Origin of the sequence: Streptomyces luteosporeus (assembly GCF_039532865.1) — a bacterium.
In the GTDB taxonomy this organism is placed as follows: Bacteria; Actinomycetota; Actinomycetes; order Streptomycetales; family Streptomycetaceae; genus Streptomyces; species Streptomyces luteosporeus.
Window position 1 is genome coordinate 1 of record NZ_BAAASL010000026.1, and the last position, 21,090, is coordinate 21,090.

General features: G+C 73.3%; 20 protein-coding genes. 9 read left to right on the forward strand and 11 right to left on the reverse strand.

Going from position 1 to position 21,090, the window contains the following annotated elements:
- Window positions 1-335: 335 nt before the first annotated feature.
- A complete protein-coding gene (locus ABD361_RS26850; RefSeq protein WP_344438888.1) occupies window positions 336-881 on the reverse strand; it encodes a hypothetical protein in 546 nt (181 codons plus the stop codon).
- A gap of 50 nt (window positions 882-931) precedes the next feature.
- Window positions 932-1,183: an SH3 domain-containing protein gene (locus ABD361_RS26855; RefSeq protein WP_425583329.1), complete on the reverse strand. Its 252-nt coding sequence runs from the start codon at window positions 1,181-1,183 to the stop codon at window positions 932-934.
- 179 nt (window positions 1,184-1,362) lie between these two features.
- On the opposite strand from ABD361_RS26855, the gene ABD361_RS26860 reads away from it, so the two are divergent.
- Window positions 1,363-3,510 (forward strand): outer membrane protein assembly factor BamB family protein, encoded by a 2,148-nt coding sequence (locus tag ABD361_RS26860; RefSeq protein ID WP_344439076.1) that lies wholly within the window; start codon window positions 1,363-1,365, stop codon window positions 3,508-3,510.
- 45 nt (window positions 3,511-3,555) lie between these two features.
- Here ABD361_RS26860 and ilvD read toward each other — a convergent pair whose 3' ends face one another.
- The 4 genes from ilvD to ABD361_RS26880 form a co-directional block, all read right to left on the reverse strand.
- On the reverse strand, window positions 3,556-5,406 hold the full coding sequence (ilvD, locus tag ABD361_RS26865; RefSeq protein ID WP_344438891.1) for a dihydroxy-acid dehydratase: 1,851 nt from the start codon (window positions 5,404-5,406) through the stop codon (window positions 3,556-3,558).
- A 153-nt stretch (window positions 5,407-5,559) separates the two neighbouring features.
- Window positions 5,560-6,192: a TetR/AcrR family transcriptional regulator gene (locus ABD361_RS26870; RefSeq protein WP_344438893.1), complete on the reverse strand. Its 633-nt coding sequence runs from the start codon at window positions 6,190-6,192 to the stop codon at window positions 5,560-5,562.
- Window positions 6,189-7,013: a sugar phosphate isomerase/epimerase family protein gene (locus ABD361_RS26875; RefSeq protein WP_344438894.1), complete on the reverse strand. Its 825-nt coding sequence runs from the start codon at window positions 7,011-7,013 to the stop codon at window positions 6,189-6,191. Before ABD361_RS26875 ends, ABD361_RS26870 begins: the two co-directional genes overlap by 4 nt.
- A 58-nt stretch (window positions 7,014-7,071) precedes the next feature.
- On the reverse strand, window positions 7,072-8,004 hold the full coding sequence (locus ABD361_RS26880; RefSeq protein WP_344438896.1) for a Ppx/GppA family phosphatase: 933 nt from the start codon (window positions 8,002-8,004) through the stop codon (window positions 7,072-7,074).
- A 45-nt stretch (window positions 8,005-8,049) separates the two neighbouring features.
- Between ABD361_RS26880 and ABD361_RS26885 the strand changes: the two genes are divergently transcribed.
- A complete protein-coding gene (locus ABD361_RS26885) occupies window positions 8,050-8,856 on the forward strand; it encodes a DUF3109 family protein (protein WP_344438898.1) in 807 nt (268 codons plus the stop codon).
- Window positions 8,857-8,871: 15 nt separating this feature from the next.
- Here ABD361_RS26885 and ABD361_RS26890 read toward each other — a convergent pair whose 3' ends face one another.
- Complete coding sequence (locus ABD361_RS26890; RefSeq protein WP_344438900.1) at window positions 8,872-10,605, reverse strand: BACON domain-containing protein; 1,734 nt, start codon at window positions 10,603-10,605, stop codon at window positions 8,872-8,874.
- 241 nt (window positions 10,606-10,846) lie between these two features.
- Between ABD361_RS26890 and radA the strand changes: the two genes are divergently transcribed.
- Window positions 10,847-12,310, forward strand: coding sequence for a DNA repair protein RadA (radA, locus tag ABD361_RS26895; protein WP_344438902.1), 1,464 nt, complete (start codon window positions 10,847-10,849; stop codon window positions 12,308-12,310).
- A 171-nt stretch (window positions 12,311-12,481) separates the two neighbouring features.
- On the forward strand, window positions 12,482-13,615 hold the full coding sequence (disA, locus tag ABD361_RS26900) for a DNA integrity scanning diadenylate cyclase DisA (protein ID WP_344438904.1): 1,134 nt from the start codon (window positions 12,482-12,484) through the stop codon (window positions 13,613-13,615).
- 77 nt (window positions 13,616-13,692) lie between these two features.
- On the opposite strand, the gene ABD361_RS26905 is transcribed toward disA, so the two are convergent.
- On the reverse strand, window positions 13,693-14,523 hold the full coding sequence (locus tag ABD361_RS26905; protein WP_344438906.1) for a hypothetical protein: 831 nt from the start codon (window positions 14,521-14,523) through the stop codon (window positions 13,693-13,695).
- A gap of 57 nt (window positions 14,524-14,580) precedes the next feature.
- A complete protein-coding gene (locus tag ABD361_RS26910; protein ID WP_344438907.1) occupies window positions 14,581-15,099 on the reverse strand; it encodes a pyridoxamine 5'-phosphate oxidase family protein in 519 nt (172 codons plus the stop codon).
- 156 nt (window positions 15,100-15,255) lie between these two features.
- Between ABD361_RS26910 and ABD361_RS26915 the strand changes: the two genes are divergently transcribed.
- The 5 genes from ABD361_RS26915 (at window position 15,256) to cseC (ending at window position 19,677) form a co-directional block, all read left to right on the forward strand.
- Window positions 15,256-16,185, forward strand: coding sequence for an HhH-GPD family protein (locus tag ABD361_RS26915; protein WP_425583332.1), 930 nt, complete (start codon window positions 15,256-15,258; stop codon window positions 16,183-16,185).
- A 211-nt stretch (window positions 16,186-16,396) separates the two neighbouring features.
- The gene (locus tag ABD361_RS26920) at window positions 16,397-16,948 is read left to right on the forward strand and encodes a SigE family RNA polymerase sigma factor (protein ID WP_344438911.1); all 552 of its coding nucleotides are present in this window, start codon (window positions 16,397-16,399) and stop codon (window positions 16,946-16,948) included.
- Entirely contained in the window at window positions 16,936-17,595 is a 660-nt protein-coding gene (locus tag ABD361_RS26925; RefSeq protein ID WP_344438912.1) for a hypothetical protein, read from the forward strand. Before ABD361_RS26920 ends, ABD361_RS26925 begins: the two co-directional genes overlap by 13 nt.
- A 7-nt stretch (window positions 17,596-17,602) precedes the next feature.
- Window positions 17,603-18,313 carry a two-component system response regulator CseB gene (cseB, locus tag ABD361_RS26930; RefSeq protein ID WP_344438914.1) on the forward strand — a complete coding sequence of 237 codons (711 nt, stop codon included), beginning with the start codon at window positions 17,603-17,605 and terminating at the stop codon, window positions 18,311-18,313.
- Between the two features lie 65 nt (window positions 18,314-18,378).
- Entirely contained in the window at window positions 18,379-19,677 is a 1,299-nt protein-coding gene (cseC, locus tag ABD361_RS26935) for a two-component system sensor histidine kinase CseC (RefSeq protein ID WP_344438915.1), read from the forward strand.
- Between the two features lie 38 nt (window positions 19,678-19,715).
- Here cseC and ABD361_RS26940 read toward each other — a convergent pair whose 3' ends face one another.
- Complete coding sequence (locus ABD361_RS26940; protein ID WP_344439079.1) at window positions 19,716-20,177, reverse strand: VOC family protein; 462 nt, start codon at window positions 20,175-20,177, stop codon at window positions 19,716-19,718.
- A gap of 102 nt (window positions 20,178-20,279) precedes the next feature.
- A complete protein-coding gene (locus ABD361_RS26945) occupies window positions 20,280-21,005 on the reverse strand; it encodes a M23 family metallopeptidase (RefSeq protein WP_344438918.1) in 726 nt (241 codons plus the stop codon).
- Window positions 21,006-21,090 lie beyond the last annotated feature (85 nt).

Below are 21,090 nucleotides of genomic sequence, written 5' to 3' on the forward strand. Positions count from 1 at the left end.
ACTTTTGGCACGCTGTTGAGTTCTCAAGGAACGGACGCTTCCTTCGTACTCACCCGCAGTGATATTTACTGGGGCTTTCCTCCGGGCGCTTCCCTTCGGTGTTTCCAACCTTACCAGATCCGATTTCTCGTTTCCGGCCCCCTATTGGAGCGGGGTTTTTCTCGCCTTCGGCCTTTCGGCCCCCGGCGTGATCACTACTTTAGCGGATTTCCCTCCCGGCTCCTAATCGGAGCCCGGTCCGAAATTCGGCACGCCGAATTCCATCCCGTTCAGGGGACCCGTACACGTAGTGGGGTGTGCTGCCGTGCGGCAACTCGGAGAACTCTACACGAGGTTCAGGGGTGCTTGCGCCGCCCCTTGGAGGTGCCCCGCCGGGGGCGGGCCGCCGGGTTGCCGGTGCGGGCGGAGCGGCGGCGCTCGTGGCGGGCCAGGGCCTGCTCGTACTCGGTCCGGTGGAGCTTCTCGCCCGGTGCCTCCGTAAGGCTGCGGGCGAAGTAGGCGAGGAGGATGCCGATGAAGCCGATCATGCGGAGGCTGTGCATCGACCGCTCCACGGCCGGGTCCGCCGGTGCCTCGGGGCGCCGGACGAACCCTTCCCACGTGCGGCGGAAGGCGAGGGCGCTGCACACCGCGAAGGCGACGACGACCATCGCGTTGACGAAGCCGCCGACCTTGGCGATGGCCAGTCCCTCGTAACCGAGGCGCAGGACGAAGGCGCCCGCCGCGGCTGCCGCCAGGGAGCCGAGGGCCACGCCGGTGCGGCGCAGGGCGTAGCCGCCGTCGTGGTCGACCCAGGTCGTTCCGAAGAACCGGATCGGCTCGGGGCGCGGGCCGCCGGGCTCCGCGGTGGGCCCGCTGGTTGCCTTGTTCTCACCGCTCATGGGCCGATTATCGCCGTCGCCTCGTCGTCCGGGCCTGTTCCCCTGGGTGCTCAGCCCGAGCAGTGCGGGGCGACCAGGCCGCTGCTGCCGGTCTTCACGTACGCGTCGGAGACGTACTGGCCGGGGGCGATGCAGTCCCAGACGTCGGTGGTGCCGCAGGGGCCGGAGACGGTCTCGCCGCGGGTCTGGCAGCGGACGGGCACGCTGGAGCCCTGCGGGAGGGTCTTGACGACTTCGCTGTCGGTGCTGGGTCCCCGGCGGACGTTGACCTGGTAGCCGGGCGCTATCGGATAGGTGGCCATGTGCGAGTCCCCCGTGTTCTGGTGTCGGAAGCTGCCGGAAGTGTCCGGGAAAGCCAAAAGGCATGCGCAGGCTAGCAACGCGCGGTGCCGCCTCCCCGTTCGGCCCGGGGCGATCGATTAGGCTCCGCAAGCCGGAGATGCGGCCGGATTTCATGGGTGACGGTGACACGGGGGTGGGCATGCCGCCGCTGCGCAATGCCGGGACGGGACCGGGGGCGGACGACGATCCGGAATATGTGGGCCGGTACCGGCTGGAGGGTCGTCTCGGTTCCGGTGGCATGGGCGTGGTGCATTTGGCGCGCTCGGCGTCCGGGCTGCGCCTCGCGGTGAAGGTGGTGCACGCCGAGTACGCGGAGGATCCCGAGTTCAGGGCGCGGTTCCGGCAGGAGGTGGCGGCGGCCCGGCGGGTGAGCGGTGCGTTCACCGCGCCCGTGGTGGACGCGGATCCGGAGGCCGAGCGGCCGTGGATGGCCACGCTCTACATTCCCGGCCCGACGCTTTCCGCACAGGTGAAGCGGAACGGTCCGTTGAAGGCGGACGAGCTGCGGCGGCTGGCGGCCGGGCTGGCCGAGGCGTTGCGCGACATTCACCGCGCGGGCGTGGTGCACCGGGATCTCAAGCCGAGCAATGTGCTGCTGGCCGGGGACGGCCCGAAGGTCATCGATTTCGGTATTTCCCGTCCGTACGACAGCGAGCTGCGCACGGAGACGGGCAAGCTCATCGGTACTCCTCCGTTCATGGCGCCGGAGCAGTTCCAGAGGCCGCGCGAGGTGGGGCCGGCGGCGGACGTGTTCGCGCTGGCGTCGCTGCTGGTGCACGCGGCGACGGGGCGGGGGCCGTTCGAGTCGGACAGTCCGTACCTGGTGGCGTACCAGGTGGTGCACGACGAGCCGGATCTGACCGGGGTGCCGGAGGATCTGGTGCCGGTGGTGCGGGCGTGCCTGGCGAAGGATCCGGCCGATCGCCCCACGCCGGACGCGGTCATGGCGATGCTGCCGCCCGCGGCGGCCGGTGCTCCCGTGTGCGTGCCGGTGCCGGTACCGCTGCCGGCGCCGCCGGTGCCCGTCGCCGCGTCCGGTCGGCGGCCGCGGGGCCGGCGCCGGATCACCGCGGGCATAGTGGCCGCGGTGGCGGTCGTGGCGGCGGTGGTGACCGGGGGCGGCTGGTTGCTGGACGAGGTGCGCGAGATAGGCAAGCTGGGTGAGCGGCCGTCCGCGTCCCGCTCCGCGCCCGCCGCCGCGGCCTGGCACCCGTGGGAGACGTCCGTGCCCGCCGATGCGGCGGGCGGCGGTGAGGTGCGGGCCGGCTTCTGCACGTACGCGGCGGGGGCGCTGTACTGCTCGGCGCGCGGGGTGCACGCGGCCCGGATCGAGGCCGGGAGCGGCACGGTGGCGTGGCGGCGGGAGGCGTCGGGCCACGCGCCCGGCGCGGGTGCGCCGAGTGCGCCGGTGGTCTCCGGCGGGCTGGTGCACGCGCTGGATCCGGACAAGCGGGAGCTCGTGGCCCTGGACCCGGCCGACGGCCGGCCGCGGTGGACGCGGGACGTGTCGGCGTACGGCGGGCGGGTGTACCACGCGGGCGACACCGTGCTGCTGGTCGCCGGGGACGGCACGGTGACGGCGGTCGACAGCGCGACGAACAGGGAGCGGTGGCGGCACGGGCTGCCGGGCACCGGTGGTGCGAAGCCGGTGTTCTCCGCCTTCGGCAGTGGGCCGGCGTTCGGTGTCACGTTGTCGCCGGACGGGCGGCGTACGCATGTGGTGGCCGTGGATCCCGTCAGTGGCAGGACGCTGTGGGAGTGGACGCGTGAGGGCAGTCTGACGGTGGTGGGGGCGACGGCCCGCGGTGACGTCGTCTATTTGTCGGAGGCGGATTCCCAAACGCGGATTTCCGCTGTGATCCGTTACGCCCCGGGGATCGGGCGGGAGCGGCGGGTTCCGCTGGAGACGCCGCTGGAGGCGATGGGGGTCACGGCGCACGGCGAGACGGTCTACGTCCTGTCGGCGGACGGCGGTCTGACGGCCGTGGGCACGGGGGCTTCCGGGGCGGGGAGCAAGTGGCGGATGGAGACGTCCGTGGCCAACGGGTCGGGGCTGGTGGCGGACGGGGACCGGCTGTACTTCTCCGCCGCGGACGGCCGGCTGCTGGCGGTGGATGCGGCGCGGGGCGCGCTGCTGGGGCAGACGTCGCCGCGGCTGGGGCGGGCGGGGCGGGGCTTCCTGCAGCTGCTGCCGCTGCCGGTGGTGGCGGGGGGGAAGGTGTTCGGGGCGGCGCCGGACGGGACGGTGTTCGCGGTGGACGCGCGGAATCCGGCGGCGTGGCGGTGACGGGGCGGTGACGAGGCCGGGCCCCGTCACCGCCCGCGACCGGGCCTATCCCAGCTTGGTCACGTCCCGCACCGCGCCCTTGTCGGCGCTCGTCGCCATCGCCGCGTAGGCGCGCAGGGCCGCGGAGACCTTGCGGTCGCGGTTCTTCGGGGCGTACGTGCCGCCCAGAGCCTCCCTGCGGGCGGCCAGTTCGGCATCGGGCACCAGGAGCTCGATCGACCGGTTCGGGATGTCGATGCGGATCCGGTCGCCGTCCCGGACGAGGGCGATCGTGCCGCCGGAGGCGGCCTCCGGCGAGGCGTGGCCGATGGACAGGCCCGAGGTGCCGCCGGAGAAGCGGCCGTCGGTGATCAGGGCGCAGGCCTTGCCGAGGCCGCGGCCCTTGAGGAAGGAGGTGGGGTAGAGCATCTCCTGCATGCCGGGGCCGCCGCGCGGGCCCTCGTAGCGGATGACGACGACGTCGCCCTCCTTGATCTCCTTGCCGAGGATCTTCTCGACCGCCTCCTCCTGCGATTCGCAGACGACGGCGGGGCCCTCGAAGGTCCAGATGGACTCGTCGACGCCGGCGGTCTTCACCACGCAGCCGTCGACGGCGAGGTTGCCCTTGAGGACGGCGAGGCCGCCGTCCTTGGAGTAGGCGTGCTCGGCGGAGCGGATGCAGCCGTTCTCGGCGTCGAGGTCGAGCGACTCCCACCGCTCGGACTGCGAGAAGGCGGTCGCGGAGCGGACGCAGCCGGGGGCGGCGTGCCACAGTTCGACGGCTTCGGCGGAGGGGGAGCCGCCGCGCACGTCCCAGGTCTTGAGCCAGTCGGCCAGCGTGGGCGCGTGCACGCTGTGCACGTCCTCGTCGAGCAGGCCGGCGCGGTAGAGCTCGCCGAGGATGGCGGGGATGCCGCCGGCGCGGTGGATGTCCTCCATGTAGTACGTGCCGCCGGGTGCGACGTTGGGGGCGACCTTGGCGAGGCAGGGCACGCGCCGGGAGACGGCGTCGATGTCGGTGAGGTCGTAGTCGAGCCCGGCCTCCTGGGCGGCGGCGAGCAGGTGGAGGATCGTGTTGGTCGAGCCGCCCATGGCGATGTCGAGGGCCATGGCGTTGTCGAAGGCGGCCCGGGTGGCGATGTTGCGCGGCAGGACGGACTCGTCGTCCTGCTCGTAGTAGCGCTTGGTGATCTCGACGACCGTGCGGCCGGCGTTCTCGTAGAGGGCCTTGCGGGCGGTGTGGGTGGCGAGGACGGAGCCGTTGCCGGGCAGCGAGAGGCCGATGGCCTCGGTGAGGCAGTTCATGGAGTTGGCCGTGAACATGCCCGAGCAGGAACCGCAGGTCGGGCAGGCGTTCTCCTCGATGCGCAGGACGTCCTCGTCGGAGACCTTCTCGTCGGCCGAGTCGACGATGGCGTTGATCAGGTCGAGCTTGCGGACGGTGCCGTCGACGAGGGTGGCCTGGCCGGCCTCCATGGGGCCGCCGGAGACGAAGACGACGGGGATGTTCAGGCGCAGGGCGGCCATGAGCATGCCCGGGGTGATCTTGTCGCAGTTGGAGATGCAGATCAGCGCGTCGGCGCAGTGCGCCTCGACCATGTACTCGACGGAGTCGGCGATCAGGTCGCGGGAGGGCAGCGAGTAGAGCATGCCGCCGTGGCCCATGGCGATGCCGTCGTCGACGGCGATGGTGTTGAACTCGCGCGGCACGCCGCCGGCGGCCTTGATGGCGTCGGAGACGATCCGGCCGACCGGCTGGAGGTGGGTGTGGCCGGGGACGAATTCGGTGAAGCTGTTGGCCACCGCGATGATCGGCTTGCCGAAGTCCTCGCGCGCTACGCCCGCGGCGCGCAGAAGGGCTCGGGCGCCCGCCATGTTGCGGCCGTGGGTGACAGTGCGGGACCTCAGCTCGGGCATCGGGCTCCACTCCTCGCGTCCTGGGTGCTGGGCCTTCGAGCCTACGCGGACGGCCCGCGATCCGGACAGTGTTTCCGGGATGCGAGACGTCGGGTGGGGACGTCGGGACGTCGAGCGCGGGATGTCGGGTGCGGGAGGCCTCCCCGGGCCGGATCAGGTCTCGGCGCGGAGGTGGTGCTGCACCACCGGTGCCGTCGCCGCGACGATCTCCTCCAGGTCCGCCGAGGCCAGCGGTTCCAGCCCGATGACGTGGCGCATCATGACCACTCCCACCAGCTGGGCGGCCGCGAGCTCGGAGCGCAGCCGGGTGTCGGGGCCTTCCAGGTGGCCGGCCACCCTGGCCATCAGCCGGGTGGCGACGAGGTCGCGGAAGACCGCCGCCGCGGTGCGGTTGGCCACGGCCGAGCGGAGGATGGCCAGCAGCGGCTCGCGGGTGACGGGGTCCTCCCACACGCCCAGGAAGAAGCGGGTCAGCCGCTCCCCCGCGCCCTCGGGGCCGCCCTCGGCCACGGCGTCGGGGGCGCCGAGGGCGGGCGTCATGGCCACTTCCACGGCGGCGGCGAAGATCTGTTCCTTCGGGCCGAAGTAGTGGTGGACGAGTGCGGGGTCGACGCCGGCGGCCTTGGCGATGCCGCGGATGGAGGCCTTGTCGTAGCCGTGCTCGGCGAACTCGGCGCGGGCGGCGCCCAGGATCCGCTCGCGGGCGCCGGGGCCGGAGCCCTCCGTACGGGCGGGCCGGCCGCGCCGGCGGGGGACGGGCGTACGGGGGGCGTCGTCGTCCGTCACCGGCCCGGCACTCCCGTGGGCGAGGCCAGGTGCAGGCGGGTGTAGGCCAGGGCCTCGGCGAGGTCGGCCTCGCGCTCGGCGGCGGACATGGCCCGCCGGGTGTTGACCTCGATCACCACGTGGCCGTCGAAACCGCTGGTCGCAAGGCGTTCGAGCACCTCGGCGCAGGGCTGCTTGCCGCGGCCGGGGACGAGGTGCTCGTCCTTCGCGGAACCGTTTCCGTCGGCGAGGTGGATGTGCGCGAGCCGGTCGCCCATGCGGTCGATCATCTGCAGGGCGTCGGTGCGCGCGGTGGAGGTGTGCGAGAGGTCGATCGTGAAGTGGCGGTAGTCGTCGTTGGTGACGTCCCAGTCGGGCGCGTAGGCGAGCATCTCGCGGTCGCGGTAGCGCCAGGGGTACATGTTCTCGACGGCGAACCGGACGTCGGTCTCGTCGGCCATGCGCCACAGTCCGCGCACGAAGTCGCGCGCGTAGGAGCGCTGCCAGCGGAAGGGCGGGTGGACGACGACGGTGCTCGCGCCGAGTTTCTCGGCGGCGGTGCGGGCGCGCTGGAGCTTGACCCACGGGTCGGTGGACCACACCCGCTGGGTGATCAGCAGACAGGGTGCGTGGACGGCCAGGATCGGCACCCGGTGGTAGTCGGACAGTCTGCGCAAGGCGTCGATGTCCTGGCTGACGGGGTCGGTCCACACCATGACCTCGACACCGTCGTAGCCCAGCCGGCCGGCGATCTCGAAGGCCGTCGCCGTCGACTCCGGGTAGACCGATGCCGTGGACAGCGCGACCTTGGCGTCCGGGATGCGCACCACTGGCTCTGTCACGAGGGACAGCGTATGCCCGCCCCTTCCGCGGCGGGCAGGTGGTCCTGCGCGCGGGCCCCTAGGGGGTGGGCAGGTGGTCCAGTCGGCGCAGGATGACGCCCTCGCGCAGGGCCCACGGGCAGATTTCCACTTCGTCCACGCCGAACAGTTCCATGGCCGCCTCGGCGACGAGGGCTCCGGCAAGTACTTGTGCTGCGCGGCCGGCGGAGACGCCGGGCAGCGCGGCGCGCCGGGCCTCGCTCATCGCGGCGAGCTTGGGCACCCACTCCTCCAGGGACTTGCGGTTGAGGGTGCGCTGGACGTACAGGCCGTCGGCGGAGCGGGCGGCGCCGCAGATGCGGGCGAGCTGGCGGAAGGTCTTGGAGGTGGCCACCGCGTGGTCGGGGCTGCCGTGCCGGGCGAATGTGCCGACGTGCCGGGCGATCTCGGTGCGCACGTGGCGGCGCAGGGCGCGTACGTCGGCGGGGTCGGGCGGGTCGCCGGGCAGCCAGGCGGCGGTCAGGCGTCCGGCGCCGAGCGGCAGGGAGGCGTCGGCGACGGGTTCCTCGTCCAGGCCGAAGGCGACCTCCAGGGAGCCGCCGCCGATGTCGAGGACCAGGAGCTTGCCGGACGACCAGCCGAACCAGCGGCGGGCGGCGAGGAAGGTCAGCCGCGCCTCCTCGGTGCCGGTGAGAACCGGGAGGGTGACGCCGGTCTCCTCCTTGACGCGGGCGAGCAGCGCGTCGGCGTTGGTGGCCTCGCGCACGGCGGAGGTGGCGAAGGGCAGCACCTCCTCCACGCCCTTGTCCTCGGCCGCCTGCAGCGCCTCGTGGATCACCGCGATGAGGCGCTCTATGCCCGCGTCGCCGATCGCGCCGCCTTTGTCGATCAGTTCGGCGAGGCGCAGTTCGACCTTGTGCGAGTGGGCCGGCAGGGGGCGGGCACCGGGGTGTGCGTCGACCACCAGCAGGTGGACGGTGTTGGAACCCACATCGAGGACACCGAGTCTCATGGCCTGAACGCTACTGCTGTCGCTCCGGCCACTTAGGCTTGAGGGGTGGCGAAGACGAAGAAGTCCAAACCGGACAAGACGCGAGAAAAGTCGCGGGGAGCAGCCGTGGCCGACGAGGTGGGGCTGGATTTCGCCCGCGCCTGGGTCACCTTTCCCGATCCGGCGGACGACGACCAGGTCTTCCGCTGCGACCTGACCTGGCTGACCTCACGCTGGCACTGCGTGTTCGGCAGCGGCTGCCAGGGGATCAAGGCGGGGCGCGCCGACGACGGCTGCTGCACGCTGGGCGCGCACTTCTCCGACGAGGAGGACGAGCAGCGGGTCGCCGGGCACGTGGCACGGCTGACGCCCGAGATGTGGCAGTTCCACGACGTGGGTGCCGACTCGGGCTGGACGCAGCTCGACGACGACGGCGACCGGCAGACCCGGCGCTGGAAGGGCTCGTGCATCTTCCAGAACCGGCCCGGTTTCGCGGGCGGTGCGGGCTGTGCGCTGCACATCCTGGCGCTGAAGGAGGGCCGCGAGCCGCTGGAGACCAAGCCGGACGTGTGCTGGCAGCTGCCGGTGCGGCGAACGTACGACTGGATCGACCGGCCGGACGACACCCAGGTGCTGCAGGTCACGATCGGCGAGTACGACCGGCGCGGCTGGGGCCCGGGCGGGCACGACCTGCACTGGTGGTGCACCTCGGCCCGGTCGGCGCACGGCGCGGGCGACCCGGTGTACGTGTCGTACCGGGCGGAGCTGATCGAGCTGATGGGCAAGAAGGGCTACGCGCGGCTGGTGGAGCTGTGCGAGGAGCGGATGGCCTCGGTGCTGCCGATGGCCCCGCACCCGGCCGACGCCCGCTGACCCGGGCGCATCCGGTCAGCCGGTGCGCGAGGGGTCGGGGGCCTGGCCGGCCGGGGGCGGCGGGCTCGTCGGGCCGGCCGGCGTGGGCGTGGCGGGCTGCGGCTCGGCGCCGCGCCCCTGGATGGTGACGACGGTGCCGCCGGGTGCGATGGCCACGCGGGCGGTCCAGGGCCCGGCCGGTTCGCGGCCGTGGTCGACGGAGACGGTGATCGTCACGCACTGGCCGGGGTGGAGGACGCCGCCCGGCTGGCTCAGGTGCAGCCAGGGGGCGGTGGCGGACATCGACCAGCTGACCGGCTCGCCGCCGTCGGCGCTGAGGGTGATGAGGGTGCTGGTGCCGCTGGGCCGGGCCGTGACGGTCAGCCGGCCGGGCCCGGCGACGACCCGGCCGGGCCGGGCGGCCTGCGGCGGTGTGTACGGCATGGCCGGCGGCGTCGGCCCGGCGGTGACGGGCGGGGTGCTTCCGCCGTCGGGGCCGAGGACGGCGACGGCGACCTGGGGCGCGTGGCGGCCCGGCACGGGAGCCGTGCCGCCGGTGCTGCGGGTGGGGCCGGCGGGTGCCGGCTGTTGTTGGTACGGGCCGGTGTACGGGTCGGCGTAGGGGTCCGGGTAGCTGCTGTGGTGGGCGCCGCCGCCGAGGCTGTCGGTGTCGGTGGCGGAGACGGAGGCCCCGCCGGAGTCGGAGTCGGCGCCGAGGGGGCCGCTGCGGTAGGCCGCCCACAGGGCGAGCAGTGGCGCGGCGACGACGGTGGCCACGACGGTGGTGGTCAGGGCGCGCGTGCGCAGGCGGCTGCGGCGGCCCGAACGGTCCTTGGGGGCGAGGGGGAAGCCGCCGCGGTCGAAGCGCGGGGCGCCGGCGGAGCGGCGGCGCGGGGCGCGGGGGGCGAGGGCGTCGAGCATGGCGGCGTGCGTGGCGCCGCGGGGCGCGGTGACGACGGGCAGGGGGGCGCAGGAGGCGGCGGTGCCGGGCCAGGGCTCGCCGGCGGTGGCGCGCTCGGCGGTGCGGCGGCAGTCGGCGCACTCGTCGACGTGCCGGACCAGTTCGCGCCGCAGGGCGGCGCCCAGCAGGACCTCCTTCCCGCCGTCGCCGGTGAAGCGGCTGACGACGGGGCAGCGGCCGGACTCCACGACGGCCAGCGCGGTGCGGGTGCGCTCGACCTCGCAGGCGGCGGTGGCCAGCAGGGTGCGGGCGGCGTCGTGGTCGAGGCGCAGGACGCAGGCGACCTCGTGGGGGGTGAGGCCGTGGCGGACGGCCAGCTCGAGGGCCTCGCGCTGTTCGGCGGTGGTGCCGGCGGCCTCGGGCCAGGCGAGCCGGGCCAGTTCGGCGGCCTCGGGGCCGGTGGGGGCGGCAGGTTCGCCGGCTTCGGGGTCGCCGGCCGGGGGGTCGTCGACGGAGCCGCGCTCGGCGAGCCGGCGCAGGCATTCCCAGCGGGCCAGGGCGTACAGCCAGGCGCGGTGCGTCTCCTCGGCGGCGGGTGCGCGGTCGGCGCGGCGCTCGGCGAGGGCGAGGACCTCGCCGAGGGCGGCGACGGCGGCTGCGTGGTCGCACAGCACCGACAGGCAGTAGGTGAACAGGCCGTCCAGGTGCGGCTCGTAGCGGGAGGGCGGGGTCTGGACGAGGGTGTCGTGCTCGCCGGCGCGGTGCGGGGGGCGTTCGACGGCCGGGGACAGGTCCGTGCGCGGCGCACTGCTGGGTGCGCGGTGCGCGCCGGTGGCATGCGTGGGGGGCTCGGGCCTGCTCGTCATCATCCCGGGACGGTAAGGGGGTGCCGCGGGCCCGTCGGCCCTGCTCACGGAGGTTTAGCCCATACGGGTGACCGTCTCCCTCGAAAGGGGACAGGAACGCCACATTCCGACCCGATCAGGTGACTCCCGGACCGCTGACACGAACGGACGATCGAACGCCCACCCGCCCCGTGACCGCCGGCACCGGACGGTCCCCGTCCCGTCCCGGCCGGCGTTGTCGGTGCCCGCCGCTACGGTGGTGCGCATGGCTGCTGCCCGTACCTCCCGCTCGTCCGCCAAGGACCGGCCGTCCTTCCGCTGCACCGAGTGCGGCTGGACCACCGCCAAGTGGCTCGGCCGCTGCCCCGAGTGCCAGGCGTGGGGCACGGTCGAGGAGTTCGGCGCGCCCGCCGTGCGCACCACCGCCGCGGGCCGGGTGACGTCCGCGGCGCTGCCCATCGGCCAGGTCGACGGCCGCCAGGCGGCCGCGCGCAGTACGGGCGTCGCCGAGCTCGACCGCGTCCTGGGCGGCGGCCTGGTGCCGGGTGCGGTGGTGCTGCTCGCCGGCGAGCCCGGTGTCGGCAAGTCGACGCTGCTGCTGGACGTGGCGGCCCGGGCGGCCGGCCCCGAGCACCGCACGCTCTACGTCACCGGCGAGGAGTCGGCCGGGCAGGTTCGGCTGCGCGCCGACCGCATCGGCGCCCTCTCCGAGGACCTGTACCTGGCGGCGGAGACCGACCTGTCGGCCGTCCTCGGCCACCTCGACGCGGTCAAGCCGTCCCTGCTGATCCTCGACTCCGTCCAGACGGTGGCCTCCCCCGAGATCGACGGCGCCCCGGGCGGCATGGCGCAGGTGCGCGAGGTCGCCGGCGCCCTGATCCGCGCCTCCAAGGAGCGCGGCATGGCCACGCTGCTGGTCGGTCACGTCACCAAGGACGGCGCGATCGCCGGCCCGCGTCTGCTGGAGCACCTGGTCGACGTGGTGCTGCACTTCGAGGGCGACCGGCACGCGCGGCTGCGCCTGGTGCGCGGGGTGAAGAACCGCTTCGGTGCGACGGACGAGGTCGGCTGTTTCGAGCTGCACGACGAGGGCATCACCGGTCTCGCCGACCCCAGCGGCCTGTTCCTGACCCGTCGCGCCGAGCCGGTGCCGGGCACCTGCCTGACGGTCACCCTCGAAGGCCGCCGCCCGCTGGTGGCCGAGGTCCAGGCCCTGACCGTGGACTCGCAGATCCCCTCCCCGCGCCGTACGACCTCGGGCCTGGAGACGTCCCGGGTCTCGATGATGCTCGCCGTCCTGGAGCAGCGCGGCCGCATCAGTGCCCTGGGCAAACGGGACATCTACAGCGCCACCGTGGGCGGCGTGAAGCTCTCCGAGCCGGCCGCCGACCTGGCCGTCGCGCTCGCCCTGGCCAGCGCCGCCAGCGACACCCCGCTGCCGAAGAACCTCGTGGCGATCGGCGAGGTGGGCCTGGCCGGCGAGGTCCGGCGGGTCACCGGGGTGCAGCGCAGGCTGTCGGAGGCGGCCCGCCTGGGCTTCACCCACGCCCTGGTGCCGGCCGACCCCGGCAAGGTGCCCGAGGGCATGCGGGTGCTGGAAGTGGCCGACATAGGCGAGGCCCTGCGGGTGCTGCCGCGCCGGCCGCGGCGCGAGAGCGGCTCGGCCGCGGGCGGGCAGGGCCGCGGCAGAGCGGCGGCGGGCGCGGCGGCCGTGCCGGAGGACGGCTGAGGGCAGCTCCCTAATAGGCTGTGCGCCAGTAGACTTTCCCCTGGTCCCGCCCGCCCGTACGTACGCTCCGACGCACACGGCCCGCGCGACGCGCACGGCGTGCACGACGGCGCGTGGTACGAGCAGCCGGGCGGCCGGCGGCACCGTTGACCTTGCGACCGGAGGAGTGCAGTGGCAGCCAACGACCGGGCCTCGGGCCCCGGCAAGGCCGGAGGCGGCTCCGGTGGCTCCGGCCTCGACGCGCTGATGCGCGCTTCGCTGAGCGCCGTCGCGCCCGGCACGGCCCTGCGCGACGGCCTGGAGCGCGTCCTGCGCGGCAACACCGGCGGGCTCATCGTCCTCGGCATGGACAAGACCGTCGACTCGATGTGCACCGGCGGCTTCGTCCTGGACGTGGAGTTCACCGCCACCCGGCTGCGCGAGCTGTGCAAGCTGGACGGCGCCCTGATCCTCGACAAGGACATCAGCAAGATCGTGCGGGCCGGCGTCCAGCTCTACCCGGACGCGTCGATCCCCACCGAGGAGACCGGCACCCGGCACCGCACCGCCCAGCGCGTGTCCATCCAGTCCGGCTTCCCCGTGGTCTCCGTCAGCCAGTCGATGCGGCTGATCGCCCTGTACGTGGGCGGGGAGCGCCGCGTCCTGGAGGAGTCGGGAGCGATCCTCTCCCGTGCCAACCAGGCGCTGGCCACCCTGGAGCGCTACAAGCTGCGCCTGGACGAGGTCGCCGGCACCCTCTCCGCCCTGGAGATCGAGGACCTGGTCACCGTCCGGGACGTCACCGCCGTCTCCCAGCGGCTGGAGATGGTCCGCCGCATCGCCACCGAGATCGCCGAGTACGTCGTCGAGCTCGGCACCGACGGCCGGCTGCTCTCGCTGCAGCTGGACGAGCTGATCGCCGGCGTCGAGCCGGAGCGGGAGCTCGTCGTGCGGGACTACGTCCCCGAGCCGACCGCCAAGCGCACCCGCACCGTCCCCGAGGCCCTCGCCGAGCTGGACTCCCTCACCCATGCCGAGCTGCTCGAACTGCCCATCGTGGCGCGGGCGCTGGGCTACAGCGGCTCGCCCGAGACGCTGGACTCCGCGGTCTCCCCGCGCGGCTACCGCCTGCTGGCGAAGGTGCCGCGGCTGCCCGGCGCCATCATCGAGCGGCTCGTGGACCACTTCGGGGGGCTGCAGAAGCTGCTCGCCGCGAGCGTGGACGACCTGCAGACGGTCGACGGCGTGGGCGAGGCGCGCGCCCGCTCGGTGCGCGAGGGCCTGTCGCGGCTGGCGGAGTCCTCGATCCTCGAACGGTACGTGTAGGAACCGGTACGCGTAGATCCTTGTATGGGTGAGGGGCCCCGCACGGCGGGGCCCCTCACCCATGGTGCGCGCTTCTCTCAGGCCCGTTCCAGGACGAAGTCGGCGTGCTCCGTCACCCCGGCCACCTTCACCTCGACCCGGTAGGTGCCCGGCGTCACGGCCTGCGCACCGGACGGCGTGGCGCACTGCGGGGCGCTGGGCCGGCGGTCCCACTCCAGCGTGTGCCGGGACTCGCCCGCGCCCGGCACCTCGAAGAGGACGGCGCCGGTGCCGCGCGGGCAGTCGTCGGACTGCCACACGTGCGCCTCGCCCTTGCTGTCGGTGATCTTCAGCAGGGCGGCGGTGGCGCCGAAGTTCACCTTGCAGGCGCTGGTGCCGGCGTTCTTCACCACCAGCTCGAACTTCGGCTTCTCGTCGGGCTTGTAGGAGTCCTTGACGCTGCGGATGGCCACCCGCACCGAGCCGGGCCCGCAGTCGGGCAGGGGCGAGGCGGCCGGCACCGCCCTGCCGCCGCCGCTGACCTGCACACCGGCGCCGCCGCCGAAGCCGCCGGCCGCACCGCCGCCCGTACCACCGGCCCCGGTGCCACCGCCCGTACCACCGCCCCCGCCCGCGGCGTTGCCGGCCGTGCCGCCGGCGGCGCCGCCGGAGTCGCCGCGGCCGCCCGGGCGTTGGCTGAAGTGCGGGCCGGACGGGGTGGGTCCGGGGGTGATGGTGCTCTCGGCCGGGGACTCGCCGTTCTTGGAGCCCTCGCTCTGGGCGCCGCCCGATCCCCCGCTGTCACCCCCCAGGCTCATCAGCCACATGACCAGCAGGACGAGAAGAACGAGCAGACCAAGCGCAACTGCCCTCCGCCGCCAGTAGATGGAGGAGGGAAGCGGCCCGATCGGATTGCGCAGTGATCCCACGCGAAGACTCTACGAGAGAACCGGGGGCGGACCAGCCAGTACCCGCCGTTGGAGTGCCTACTTTTCCCATGATCTGCCCGCAAGCGGGCCCGAAGCGGGCGGCGTCCACTCGGTCTTGTGCCCGAAACCCCGTCCGTTGTCGACGAGACGGAGCCAGTTCGGGCGCAGTTCCCACAATCCGGTGCGTGCCATCGCCTCCTTCAGTCGCTCGGTGCGTTCGACGTAGGGGAAGCGCGAACTGTAGGCGGGCCAGGCCGCTTGGCGTGCGCTGCCGGTCAGCAGGCGGCAGGTACCGCGTCCCTGAATACCGGTCAGCACCGTCCAGTCCTGGCCGTCGGCCTGCGCGGTGAAGGCGACGCGCGCGTCGCCGGAGAGCAGGGCGCGGCCGTGGCGGGTGGTTTCGGCGGTGACGAAGAGCAGGACCGGATCGGGGCCGTCCGCGAGGGCGTACAGCACGGCGCAGGCCTGCGGGCCCTGTTCGTCCACGTAGGCCAGGGTCAGCGTGGTGTGCGCCCGGAGGGCCGACCGGATCGCGTCGAGGGGCTGCTGTGACGGCTGGGGCGCTGCGGCAGTCATGGGAACCAGCCTAGGCGGGCCGGTTGCGCGGCGACGGTCACCCGAACGGGGCGGCTCCGGGCGCTCGTGGCCGACGCGGGCCCCGTCCGTTTCGCGGCGTGGCGCGAGCGTGCCAGGATCGAAGGCGACATGACTGCGACGCCCGACACCACCGCGATGCCCCGCCCGGCGGCCCCCGTTCGCGCGGCCGTACCGGCCGCCACCCCCCAGACGTCCACCCTGCTGCACGCCCCGGTGATCGACTGGTTCGCCGTGCACGCCCGCGACCTGCCCTGGCGCCGCCCGGAGGCGGGCCCGTGGGGCGTGATGGTCAGCGAGTTCATGCTGCAGCAGACGCCGGTGAGCCGGGTCCTGCCCGTGTACGAGGAGTGGCTGGCCCGCTGGCCGCGCCCGGCCGACCTGGCGGCCGAGCCGCCGGGCGAGGCGGTGCGCGCCTGGGGCCGGCTGGGCTACCCGCGGCGGGCGCTGCGGCTGCACGCGGCGGCCTCGGCGATCACCGAGCGGCACGGCGGCGAGGTGCCGCAGGACCACGCCAGGCTGCTGGCGCTGCCGGGCGTGGGCGAGTACACGGCGGCCGCCGTGGCCTCCTTCGCGTACGGGCAGCGGCACGCGGTGCTGGACACCAACGTCCGCCGGGTCCTGGCGCGGGCGGTCAGCGGGGTGCAGTACCCGCCGAACGCCACGACGGCCGCCGAGCGCCGGCTCGCCCGCGCCCTGCTGCCCGAGGACGAGTCCACGGCCGCCCGCTGGGCGGCGGCCACCATGGAACTGGGCGCGCTGGTGTGCACGGCACGCACGCCCTCGTGCACGCGCTGCCCGATCGCCGCCGAGTGCGCCTGGCTGGCCGCCGGCTCCCCCGCCCACGACGGCCCGCCGCGGCGGGGCCAGACGTACGCGGGCACCGACCGCCAGGTGCGCGGCAAGCTGCTGGCCGTGCTGCGCGAGGCGGTGGCGCCGGTGCCGCAGGCGGCGCTGGACGCGGTGTGGCACGAGCCGGTGCAGCGCGCCCGGGCGCTGGACGGGCTGGTCGCGGACGGCCTCGTCGAGCCACTGGCCGACGGACGGTACCGGCTGCCGCTGACGTAGGTACCGGGGCGATGTGACCTTGGTTCCGAAACGGACAGAGCCGCTCTTTCTTTGATCTATTCCTCTGGCTGTTACACAACCTATGGACAGCTGTGCCTCAGCCGAAGGGCTGGTGCACATCGCGCCGCAACAGCCCCTCCGTAGCGTCCTACCCGTGCTGGAGGACCACCAGCGTGGCGCGGGGAACGCGAGTGGAATGGAGGCTGTGAGTATGGCCAGCAGCAGCGGTCAGGTTCTGGACTTCGAAGAGTACGTGCGCAACCGTCAGGACGCCCTCCTGCGCAGCGCCCGGCGGCTCGTCCCGGACCCCATCGACGCGCAGGACCTGCTCCAGACCGCCCTCGTGCGCACCTACGGCCGCTGGGACGGCATAGCGGACAAGTCGCTGGCGGACGCCTACCTGCGCCGTGTCATGATCAACACTCGTACGGAGTGGTGGCGCGCCCGCAAGCTCGACGAGGTGCCCACCGAGCAGCTCCCCGACGCCAGCGTCGAGGACGGCACCGAGCAGCACGCCGACCGTGCGCTGCTGATGGACGTCCTCGGCGTGCTCGCACCCAAGCAGCGCAGCGTCGTCGTGCTGCGACACTGGGAGCAGATGAGCACCGAGGAGACCGCGGAGGCGCTCGGCATGTCGACCGGCACGGTCAAGAGCACGCTGCACCGGGCCCTGGCCCGGCTGCGCCAGGAGCTGGAGAGCCGCGACCTGGACTTCCACGCCCTCGAGCGCGTCGACCGGGGGCGGGAACGGTGCGCCGCCTGAGCAACACCGCCGGCCGGGTGCCGGCTCTGATCACCGGTGGCACGGTCACGGCGTTGGCCGCTGCCGCCGGTCTTCTGCTTGCCGGGTGCGGCACCGGCAGCGAGGGCGTGCGCAAGGAGGGGCCCGCGCAGAACCAGCCCGCCGCCAAGGCCGCCACCCGCACCCCTGCCGCCTCGGCCTCGGCGAGCCCGGCCCAGAAGGTCGACGCGGTCGCCCTGGTCAAGGCCGACCCCAAGGTCAGCGAGCAGGTCAAGAAGAACCTCAAGCCCTGCGTGAAGGACCAGTACCCGGTCGACGTCACCTACGGCCAGCTCACCGGCACCGGCCGCGCCGACGTCGTGGTCAACGTCCTGACGTGCGGGGATTCCCTCGGCATCGGCTCGTATGTGTACCGTCCCAAGGGCGAGTCGTACGAGAATGTGTTCACGGTCGAGCAGTCGCCCGTGTACGCGGACATCGACCGGCGGGACCTGACGGTCACCAAGCAGGTCTACGGCCCGGGCGACGCGGTGTGCTGCCCCTCCGGAGTGGACGTCCTGACGTACCACTGGTCGGGCGGCGCCTTCCAGGAGACCGGCCGTACGCACACCGACTACAACAAGGCCGGCAACACCGGCAAGGCGCCGAGCGAGGGATCGGAGGGCTGAGGACAGCGTGGCCGATACGCATGTGCTCTTCGTTGAGGACGACGACGTCATCCGGGAGGCGACCCAGCTCGCCCTGGAGCGCGACGGCTTCACGGTCACCGCGGTGCCGGACGGGCTGCTGGGGCTGGAGAGCTTCCGGGCCCGCCGCCCCGACATCGCCCTGCTGGACGTGATGGTCCCCGGGCTGGACGGCGTGAGCCTGTGCCGCCGGATCCGCGACGAGTCCACCGTTCCCGTGATCATGCTGTCCGCGCGGGCCGACTCCATCGACGTCGTGCTCGGCCTGGAGGCCGGCGCCGACGACTACGTGACCAAGCCCTTCGACGGCGCCGTGCTCGTCGCCCGCATACGCGCCGTCCTGCGCCGCTTCGGGCACGCCAGCGGTGCGGCCGGCGGCGGCGCCGGCAACGACGCGGACGAGGGCATCGAGGGCGGCCTGCTGCGCTTCGGCGACCTGGAGGTCGACACCGAGGGCATGGAGGTGCGCAAGGCCGGCACGCCCGTCGCGCTGACCCCCACCGAGATGCGGCTGCTGCTGGAGTTCTCCGCCGCGCCGGGCACGGTGCTCTCCCGCGACCGGCTGCTGGAGCGCGTGTGGGACTACGGCTGGGGCGGCGACACCCGGGTCGTCGACGTCCACGTCCAGCGGCTGCGCGGCAAGATCGGCCAGGACCGCATCGAGACGGTCCGTGGCTTCGGCTACAAGCTGAGGGGCTGACGATCCCGTGACCGGCGGCCTTGGTGGTCGGCGGTCCCCGAGGTTTTCGGTGACATGGTGAAGTCGTGGTGAAGCTCGCGCTCCGCAGTGGTCTGCGCTGGAAGGTCAGCCTGGCCATCGCGGGCGTCGGCGCGCTCGTCGCCGTCGCGCTCAGCCTCGTCGTCCACAACGCGGCCCGCGTCTCCATGCTCAACAGCAGCCGCGACCAGATGGACGACCGGGTCCAGATCGCCCAGCGCTACTACGAGTCCACGGGCGGCAAGCGCATGCTGCGCGCCCAGGTCAACGACCCCGCCCTGCCCAAGCCCCTGCGCGAGGCCGCCGAGCTCGGCATGCGCGCCACCTACCTGCAGGACAACGGCAGCGGGGCACCCGAGGTGTGGGCCTCCACACCGCTGCGCGACGGCAAGATCCTCTCGATCCACACCCGGTTCAAGGACCGCTACGACATCCTCAAGGACCTCGACCGCGCCCTGATCATCGGCTCGGTCTCCGTCGTGCTCGGCGGCACCGCCCTCGGCATCCTCGTCGGCGGCCAGCTCTCCAGCCGCTTGCGCAAGGCCGCCACCGCCGCCCGCAAGCTCGCCGACGGCGATCCCGACGTGCGCGTGCGCGACGCCATCGGCGGCCGCGTGCGCGACGAGACGGACGACCTCGCCCGGGCCGTCGACGGCATGGCCGAGGCCCTGCGCGACCGGCTGGAGGCCGAGCGGCGCGTCACCGCCGACATCGCCCACGAGCTGCGCACCCCCGTCACCGGCCTGCTCACCGCCGCCGAGCTGCTGCCGCCCGGCCGGCCCAGCGAGCTCGTGCGCGACCGCGCCCAGGCCATGCGCACGCTGGTGGAGGACGTCCTGGAGGTCGCCCGCCTCGACGGCTTCGCCGAGCGGGCCGAGATGCAGGACATCGAGCTCGGCGAGTTCGTCCAGCGCCGGGTGCGCTCCTTCTCGCCGGAGGCCCGGGTCACGGTGGTGCGGCGGGCGTACGTCTCGACCGACCCGCGCCGCCTGGAGCGGATCCTGGGCAACCTGCTGGCGAACGCGGCCAAGCACGGCAAGGGCCCCATCGAGGTCACCGTCGAGGGCCGGGTGCTGCGGGTGCGCGACCACGGCCCCGGCTTCCCCGAGGAACTCCTGCGCGAGGGCCCCAGCCGCTTCCGCACGGGCAGCGAGGACCGCGCCGGCAAGGGCCACGGCCTGGGCCTGACGATCGCCGCGGGCCAGGCCCGCGTCCTGGGGGCACGGCTGACCTTCCGCAACGCCGACCCCGGGACGGAGGGCAGCGGGGCGATCGCGGTGCTGTGGCTGCCGGAGTCCTCACCGACCAGTACGGGGACGTTCCCGATCATCCAGGTGCCGGACTGAGCCTTCGGGGGCTGTACGGGGTCTACATAGGACGGGGTCTACATGGGGTCGACGTACTCTCCCCACTCCTGGTCGGGATCCAGCTGCTCACGCCGCTGGGTCAGCGAGAACCAATTGCCCGAGTCGTCACGGAAGATCGCCTCCGTGCCGTACGGGCGCTCCTGCGGCGGCTGGAGGAACTCCACGCCCCTGGCCTTGAGCGTCTCGTAGTCGTACCGGACGTTGTCGGTGCGCAGCACGCCCGCCCCCAGCGCCCCCTTGCCGACCAGTTCCCGCACGGCCTGCGCCGCCTCGGCGTCCAGCGCCGGCGGGCCGGGCACCATCAGCGTGATCTCGACGTCGGGCTGGCTCCTGGCGCCGACGGTCAGCCAGCGCATGCCCTTCTCGCCGCCGATGGTCATGTCGGTGCGCACCTCCAGACCGAGCCTGTCGGTGTAGAACTCCTTGGCGCGGTCCTGGTCGAGCACCCAGACGGTGGTGATCGCGATGCCCTTGATCATGGCGAACTCCGCGGGTTCGGGGATGTCGGGCCTCATCACCACGGTAGGCACAAACACCGGAAGCCGGCGCGATGCGCCGGCTTCCGCGTCATGTGTACGGGGTCAGAGCTCCCCGCCGCGCTCCTTGAGGAAGCCCACGGGCTCGACGGCGGTGCCGTAATTCGGGGTCGTACGGACCTCGAAGTGCAGGTGCGGGCCGGAGGAATTGCCGGTGGAACCGGACAGGCCGATCACCTGGCCCGTGGTCACGCTCTGGCCGACCGAGACGTTCACCTGCGACAGGTGGGCGTACTGCGAATACGTGTTGTCGTCGTGCTTGACGACAATGGCATTGCCGTACGCGGGACCGTCACCGCCACCATTGGGGCCGGCCTTGACGACGGTGCCGCCGTGCACGGACTTCACGGCCGTACCGGTGTCGACCACCAGGTCCTGGCCACTGTGCTTGTTGGCCCACATCGAACCGGCCTTACCGAACGGCTGGCCGATCCGATAGCCCTCAACGGGCGCCACCCACTCCGCGGTGCGCTTGCGCGAGGCCTCGGCCTTCTTGCGGGCCTCCTCGGCCTCCTTGGCGCGCTTCTCCTGCTCGCCCGCCTTCCGCATCGTCTCGGCCTGCTTGTGCAGCGCGTCGGTCGCGGCGACGACGGAAGCAAACGCGGGGAACTCCGCGACCGGAGCGGCCTGCGCCTCGGCCTCCGTCCCTGCCGCCAGCGCAACCCCGGATCCCAGCACGACCGACGCGCCCACGCCTGCGGCGACGAAGCCGGCGACACGGGTACGGAAAGCGGCCTTGCTCGGATGACGGAAAACGGTGCGCTTCGACATACGGATGGAAACCTCCGGGAAAAAGACAGGTCCCGGCCTTCCGACCGGGATCGCCATTCCTTGGTAACCAGCGCTCGGCGGACCT